Annotated in this window: 5 protein-coding genes; 3 read left to right on the plus strand and 2 right to left on the minus strand. The window is 57.0% G+C overall.

Features of this window, described 5'->3' with window-relative positions:
- Positions 1–176 precede the first annotated feature (176 nt).
- Positions 177–1595 carry an Nramp family divalent metal transporter gene (locus K1Y02_12365; protein ID MBX7257148.1) on the plus strand — a complete coding sequence of 473 codons (1419 nt, stop codon included), beginning with the start codon at positions 177–179 and terminating at the stop codon, positions 1593–1595.
- A 504-nt stretch (positions 1596–2099) separates the two neighbouring features.
- On the opposite strand, the gene K1Y02_12370 is transcribed toward K1Y02_12365, so the two are convergent.
- Positions 2100–3935 carry a helicase-associated domain-containing protein gene (locus K1Y02_12370; protein MBX7257149.1) on the minus strand — a complete coding sequence of 612 codons (1836 nt, stop codon included), beginning with the start codon at positions 3933–3935 and terminating at the stop codon, positions 2100–2102.
- Positions 3936–4508: 573 nt separating this feature from the next.
- Between K1Y02_12370 and K1Y02_12375 the strand changes: the two genes are divergently transcribed.
- On the plus strand, positions 4509–5867 hold the full coding sequence (locus K1Y02_12375; protein ID MBX7257150.1) for a glycosyltransferase: 1359 nt from the start codon (positions 4509–4511) through the stop codon (positions 5865–5867).
- Positions 5868–6026: 159 nt separating this feature from the next.
- Positions 6027–7199, plus strand: a complete 1173-nt coding sequence (locus K1Y02_12380) for a PKD domain-containing protein (GenBank protein ID MBX7257151.1) — start codon at positions 6027–6029, stop codon at positions 7197–7199.
- Positions 7200–7292: 93 nt separating this feature from the next.
- On the opposite strand, the gene K1Y02_12385 is transcribed toward K1Y02_12380, so the two are convergent.
- Positions 7293–7964: tetratricopeptide repeat protein (locus K1Y02_12385; protein MBX7257152.1), on the minus strand; the 672-nt coding region annotated here is incomplete at its 5' end.

Here is a 7964-nt window from a genome sequence, read left to right on the forward strand (position 1 = left end):
ATCGACCCCCACTTCTGGTGTGCTTCGCTCCGGGACGATATCACGCCTCGCAAGTGGCATCAATGGAGGTATCTGGCGAGGAAGGAGCGATGCACAAGCACGGTTGGTTTCGAGAGGGATTTATGCGACCATCTGCGGATGGGGATTGCTTGCAGAACGAGGGGGCCCGGGATCGCATGACTGTCAAGATCGGGGAAGAAGCCGTTGTGAAGCCACCGCCGCGCGGACTGGCCATCGTGATGATGCTTGGCCCGTGTCTCGTTTGGTGCGGTGAGTACATCGGCTCCGGCGAAGTCATCCTCTCTACCCGCACCGGCGCGCTCTTTGGGACCAGTCTACTCTGGGTACCCGTCTTCGCCATTTTCACAAAGTACTGGATTGGCCTCGCAGGCGCCCGCTACACCGTCTGCACAGGCGAATGCATGATCGACATGATGGCGCGCACTCCCGGCCCCCGCAATTGGGTCGTGTGGCTCGTGTTCGTCGGACAAGTGAGTTCCGGAGCTATCGCCACCGGCGCGCTCGCCAGCGTCGCGGGAGTCTTCGCCGCTGAACTCATCCCATTGCCTCCGTTCCTTCTCGGCTGGTGTTGCACCCTAATCGTCATCGGACTTGTTTGGGGCGGCCAATTCGACATTCTCAAGAAGGTCATGTCGTTTCTGGTTATGCTCATCATTCTGGGCGTTTGCGACGTAGCCATCCACACGTGGCCCGGATGGACCAGTGTTCTGCGCGGAGCTTTCGGCTTTCAACTTCCCGATGTCCCTGCGTGGGCTGCCGCCGAGGCCGGTGTCAAAGGCGGAACCTGGAAAGAAATCCTGCCGTTGCTTGGTTGGGCTGCGGGTGGATTCGCCAGTCAGGTCTGGTACACCTACTGGGTCTTCGGCGCGGGCTACGGTATGACGAACGGCAGAGAATATGGACGACCCCTTGACGGCGACGCTCTCCGTGCGCTCACGCCTGACGACGCGAAGAAACTTAAGGGGTGGGGACGTGTCGTTATCGCCGACGCGACTTTGGCACTGTTTATAGGTTCCTTCGTGACGGCCGCCTTCATGCTGGCCGGAGCCGGCGTGTTGGGACCCGCGCAAAAAGCGCCTTCAGGTCCTGAGGTTGCCACAACCCTGTCGACCATCTTCTCGGAGCGCTGGGGCGCGATAGGTGCGCATCTCTTCATCCTCGCGGGATTGGCCGCAATGATCAGCACCATGCTCGGGCAGTTTGCGGGCTGGCCGCGCCTGCTCGCCGACTGCGCCCGCATACTCTTTCCGCCGGTCGCCAAGGTGCCCTGGAAACGGCAGTTTCAAATTGTCCTCATCGTCTACGCCATTTCCAACATGATCATCGTCTACAGCTTTGGACTTCAGCCCGTGTTTCTGGTGAAGTTGGGCGCGGTCCTCGACGGACTTCTGCTGACCCCAATCCAAGCGATCTCCGTGGGGATTGTTTTGTTTCTGGTCATGCCGCGATTCTATTCGGCAGAAGTTGCCCGCATACTACGCCCCAATCTTATCTACGCTATCGGACTTCTGCTGGCATTCCTGCTGTTCGGATACTTTTGCGTGTTTCAACTTCCCAACGCGCTGTTCGGATGAAGGGGTGAGGTCTTCTCGGAGGAAAGGGGAAACGTGGGGGAGAGATGGCCATTAGGCAATCCGGGTTATGGATGGGGAAGAGACGATTCCTTGATTTCTGGATGTGTTTCTGGTCGGGACCTCTTGCGGAAACTTGAGTAAGCTCCTCCGAATCCGGCAGCGAATCCTACTGCAACAGACCATATTCCGCCGCTGGCTTGTCCTGTCGTCATAACGTAGATGGCAAATGGAAGTATCACCGAGCCAGCCATCGCTTGGTTCAGAATCACGGACTGAGGTGAGTTATGTCCGATGAGGGGACCAAACCCGCATCCAAGGCAGAAGCCCATCCAAAGCGGCCAGTAAGTTCCCTCGAAGAGCGCCGGCAACAATTCGTTGATGGTTCGCGGAAAGACCGCCATGCCAATCAAACCGCACGCGATGGTGAATAGGAGGTTGCACATACACTTCCTCGGAGTCGGTTCTATCCCGGCCACACCGGCTACAGCCGCGTCAGCCGTACCTCTATCCTACCACAAAGCCCTCTTTTTCAAGCTCTTTGGCAATCTCGGTCTTGGAGATGCGCGTGAACGCGACCGTCTTTCGCGGGTCGATTTGTTCGAAATGCTTCATGAATCGCCTGCGATGCAGAAGATCAGCCATCACAAGCGGGTCATCCGATTCCAGCACATGAATGGTTCTGAGCCGCACCCGTTTCATCCCGCCGCGCCAGTCGTCCAAGGTCGTCATCACGTTCGGTGGCAGCGCGCCGCCCCGATTGTGTGTGAGGAGAAAAGTAATGAAGCGGTCACTGTCGTGGCCGTCTTGTATTGCCCGCGTAAACGAATCCTTGGTCATGGTGTAGACCGAAGCCACACCCGTACTCCGCCGCTCGGCAAACTGATCCAACGGAACCGTCAACAAGGGGTCGGTGTCTTGCGTCGGAACGACAATATCGAAATTCGGCTGAACGATAATCTCGGCGCCCTTCGGAGGGAACTTCTTCGCCACACGCTCGAACCCGCTGCGAGTGAGCAAGGCGCGCCCAAGCTCCGTCACGCGAAACAGACTGCGGCCTCCTTCTTCCGCGCGGTCCACAATACCAAGCCATAGAAACGCTTCCTCAAGCGACCGTGCCAAGCCCCGTTCGGAATTGCCCGCCGCCACCGGGCTCACATAGTGCCAGTGGCCACCCGCGTTGCGTAGAATCGGCTGCTCCATGTCGGATGCCGCGTGCAACGCGTGTTCGATGAAATCGAGAGTCGGATACCATCCATCGGGTTTCAAATCGTCGAGCAACGAACTCAACACGCGGCACGACGCCTGCTCGTTACCTCCGCTCGTCAGCCAATTGAATACGATTTCATGCCGCTGCAGCCGGTTCATCCCCAGCAAGTCTTCCAGGTCGGCAGCTCGCAGTTCGTTGTCCACCCGCGCGATCCAGTTGACCCCCTGCGCCACCCATAGACACGTCGCCAGCGACGGGTCTTCGTCTTCCGAACACAATTCGGCGAGCCGCCGTCGGTCTTCACGGAACAGTTCGCCGTCACCGCGGATACGGGCAGGCTTCGCGGCAACCGCGGCAACAAGCCGGCAAATGCGCTCGGAGAAGTCGAGGCCTCGTGAGTCGACATCTTCGGGTTTCGAACGGGCCACTTTGATTCCCGAACGTCCGCGCTGCGTGCCTCCCGAGACCTCTTGCCACTGCCGCAACTCGGACAACAATCCCGCCACCCGCACGAGCCGATCCTCGGAATCGAAGCGGAACATCTCGAACAGCGCAAACCCCTGGAACAACTCCAGCAGTGCCTGCTCAACCTCATAGTCCGATTTGCCGATGGCGCCGCGCACCGCAGCCACAGGCATGACGCCGCTCCCCGATTGCCACAACAGGTCGAAGACTTCCTGCGCGAGCGGCGAAAAGTCATGGCTGGCCACATACTCCATCACGGATTCAGGGTGCGTATAACAAATCTCGATGAGCGCCTCGGCTGCCGCCTTTTTGCCGCCGGGCTTTTCCACGCCTATCTTCTCTTCGAGACGTCGAAACTCGTGGGCCTCGAGATTCTTCACAAGATTAAACAGAGAAGGGATATCCCCGCGGTTTTCAAGCCCTTCAGAGATTCGCTTGACCGCTGTATGCCCTTCAGCAACGAGCTTCACCTTCGTGAGATCGGAAAAGAACAGCTTATGATTCACATCGATGAGATACTCGACTTCCTCTTCGGGCAATTCGAGTTTCTTGGAAAGAAACCGCACCGTCAACCCAGAACGGCTGTTCAGCGTCAATTCGCGTGCGATGCGGAATGCCGGTTTACTCAACCCCTCGAGCGCCGCAATAAAGCTCGCTCCATGCCGCATGAAATATCCTCTCCACAGCGATTGTATACACCACCCTACACACGAAGAATCGAGTATATCGCACAACCGCGCGGCCAACAACAATGTATATTCGGTCCCCATTCCCCACCGTGCCCGGACCAAAGCCAAGCTACGCACCTCGCGAGTGCCGACGACTATCCACGCCGTGGCGTGCTCAGGGGCTCTGGATACGTGCGTCTAAGTCTGAGTACTTGTGTGTGCCGCGACTGACAATCAATTTCTACTCTTGAGGCCCGGCCTCCGAGACCCTTTGGTTTGCCGCCTTTGCTGTCCACACCGTCCACCTGGCTCCAATCAACCGCATTTGCCTCTCCTCTCCCCGCGCTGCAAGGCGCATAAGGACGCCACCCTAAGTAAGCCTGCCCGCCTTTACGACCGCTCTGAAGAAGCGGCACGCCTCCTTTCGCCGGCACACCTTCGCTGCAATGTTTGCATTTATTTCCGTCAATACGTAAGGTTGCGTCTGGTTGTGGGATTTCTGTCAAGGGTCGAATCTGTCACGGGGGTTGACTGCCAGCAGACGCTGGTTTTGGCTCAAAGGTGTATCTTTCCATGAAGACTTCGTTAAAGGCATCGACCCTCAATCTGTCCGTCGTTATCCCTGCACTCAATGAGGCCCCTAACCTCTATCGTTTGATGCCTCTTCTCCGCGAGGCCCTGAATGGCCTTGGTATCTCTTGGGAAGTGCTTGTCGTCGATGGCGATTCGCCCGACGGCACACGTGCGGTGGTCGAGCACGCCGGCGAACCGTTCCGCTACATCTGCGAAACCCAGCCCGGTTACGGACAGGCCATCCTTCGCGGAGTCTCCGAAGCATTCGGTGAATACGTGCTCACGATGGACGCCGACATGTCGCACCCCACCGAGTTCATCCGGCACCTTTGGGAGGCCCGCACAAACAACGACATCGTGATAGCCTCACGCTATGTGCCCGGAGGTCACGCCGATCAGCCCCTTTTCCGCTATGGGCTCAGCCGCGTCCTGAATTCCTTTTTTGGAATGGGGTTGAACATCCCCGTGAAGGACCTATCAAGCGGATTTCGTCTCTACCGCAAATACATTTTTTCCAAACTGAGCTTGCGCTATACCAACTTCGTCATCCTTATCGAAATTCTGCTGCTGTCATTTGCCCGGGGTCTACACATCAAAGAAGTCCCGTTTCACTACCAGCCCCGCGTCTCCGGCGGTTCCCACGCCCGAATCATCAAATTCGGTATCGACTACTTGCGCTTGTTCCACCGCGTCTGGAAAATTCGCAACAGCGTGGAGTTCCCTGACTACGATTGGCGCGCCCACGACAGTCGCATCTGGTTTCAGCGATACTGGCAGCGTAAACGTCACGCAATCATCATGCGCTTCACCCCTACCTTCGTTTCGACCTGCGACGTGGGCTGCGGCAGCAGCCGCATACTTGCCGACCTGCCGCATGCGGTCGGCGTCGATATGCGTCACGACAAACTCGCGTTCATGCGCAAGACGAATAAATTGCTTCTTCAGTCCGATGGAATGCGACTCCCATTCAGAACCGGCGAATTCGATTGCGTCATCTGTTCTCAAGTTATCGAGCACATTCCCGAAGAGAATGGCAGACTGCTGGATGAACTGACCCGCATTCTCAAGCCCGGCGGCACGCTCGTGTTGGGTACCCCGGACTACGGCCAATGGCAGTGGATTGCCATCGAGTGGGTGTACGGCAAAGTCGCCCCCGGCGCCTACGCGGATGAACACGTTACCTTCTACTCCTATGAAAGCTTGACCAAAGCCCTCAGGGATCGCGGATTCGAAATCCTGGACCATGACTACATCTGCAAAGGTGAATTGGTGCTCAAGGCCCTCTATCGGCCTGCGGATGCCCAATCGCACTCGCTGGAATTGGCGGATGGAGTCCATCAAGGGGCCGTTTCTCCGTGAATACGGATCTTCGCTATTTGACGGCAAAGTGAGAAAATTGTTGACTGTTGTATCGACCCACCGGCATGATGGTATCATTAGTGGGCCTTACGAACGGGGAGAGTGGGCCATCGGCGGTAAGTCGTTGATAGTGCAGCTCGATAACGAGGAGCCTGCGGCATGCAGATGAGGAAGTACGTTGCTTCGGTCGTGATGACCGCAATTCTTGGGTTGCTCACTTGTGGGTGCCCCACCTCGCCACCGGATTTCCTGGTCACGTTTCTTGTGACGACAACATCCCTGGACTTTGGCACGAACCTGAATTCGCTTCAGTTCAAAGTGTCGAAGAACTACACTTCGAAGCCCATGCCGACTTTTTCCATCACTCCCCAGCAGGAGTGGATACTCGTCAACCCGTCCACGGGCAACAGCACGGGCCCGTCGAATCCGGTTACAGTCACCGTCACCCTAAACCGTTCGAAACTCACCGCTGGTTCGAACACCGGTAGCATTGTCATCTCGGCGCCCGGCGTCACACCCGTTACAGTCACCGTAACCGCAGCTACAAGTATCGTCGCCAATTTCGGTGGCATTCCCACCACCATTCAACCCGGCGGCGTTGTAAACTTCGTCGACCAGTCAACCGTGACGGGCGGAACTATTGATTCCTGGCTATGGACATTCGGAGATGGCGGGCAAAGCACCCTTCAGAATCCCTCGCATCAGTACAACACGCTTGGCACATATACCGTCACGCTACAGATCACCTCTGGGGCGTTGAGCGATACGGAAGTCAAGAGCAACTACATTAGCGTTGTTCCTCCTACTCCTCCAACAGCGAACTTTATCGCAACTCCGACCGCGCCTGTGGGCAACGCTTCCGTTCAGTTCACCGACCTCTCGTTAGCCGGCACTTCTCCAATTACCAATTGGTACTGGGAATTCGGAGACGGCGGCACCAGTACCTTGAAGAATCCCACGCATTCGTACACCACGGCCACGGCCTTCAGTGTGTACTTGAAAGTGACTACGCTTGTCGGTTCCGATGACGAGTTGAAGGTCAACTACATCAACGTTCAGCCCAAAGCGCCCACTGCGGACTTCATGGCGGACGATACCACGCCCGCCGTGGGGCAGACCGTTCAATTCTCCGATCTCTCGACACCTAATGTCGGGAACTTGACGACATGGTGGTGGCACTTCGGCGACGGCGTCACCAGCACCCTGCAGAATCCGACGCATGTTTACACTGCGGCGAAAATCTACAGTGTCTACTTGGGTGTAACCAACAACTACGGTTTACTTGGTCAGAAGACCCGCACCAACTACATCAACGTGAGTCCGACAAAGTAGCTCATTAGCGCATGGACAAGCCGAACGCGTGATGGTGTGTGCAAATTGCGGGCGTTGCGACTTGCGGGACGGCCGCCTAGCGAAGTCTTCTCGTTAGGCCAACGTGATCTCCAAGGCCCTTAGCCGGCGTTCCATTTCACGCAACGGCATCAAATCGCCTTTTCGCCCCGCAGCTTCAATGCCGAGACGATAGGCCGCGATCGCGTGTTCGCGCTCACCCGAAAACTCAAGACACTTCCCCAGATTGAGGAAAGCAACCGAGTAGTCCTTCTGTAATCGAGTGGCCTGCTCCAAGTACGGGATAGCCTCCGCGTATTCGGACAACTGCATGTGAGCCATGCCCATGCCATACGTTGCCAACGGATCTTCAGGATCGATCTCAAGCACTTCCTTAAACATCCCGATCCGTTCCAGGGCCTCGCGCCGGATGCGCTCGCGCTCCTCTGCGGCAAGCTCCTCCGCGCGGCGCGCGTCTCGCGTCTGCCTCATCTGGAGCACTGCAGCCTTGGCTTTTTCCTCTTCCGCCTCGGCTATCATGCCTTTGGCAACGTAGAACACACTGAGATTGGTGTGCGCCATGATGCAGTCAGGATTCAGCGACGCAAGAATCTGCATGTAGTGGATGGCTTCATCCACCCGGTGATGGCGGTTCAAAATTACACCCAGCGCTTCGTACGCATCCTCGAATGCCGGGTGCAGCAATACGGCCTCCTGAAGCAGAAGGATTGCCTTGTCGTCCTTGTCGTGCGCGTCACTCTCGAAATA

This window comes from Candidatus Hydrogenedentota bacterium (assembly GCA_019695095.1).
In the GTDB taxonomy this organism is placed as follows: domain Bacteria; phylum Hydrogenedentota; class Hydrogenedentia; order Hydrogenedentales; family SLHB01; genus JAIBAQ01.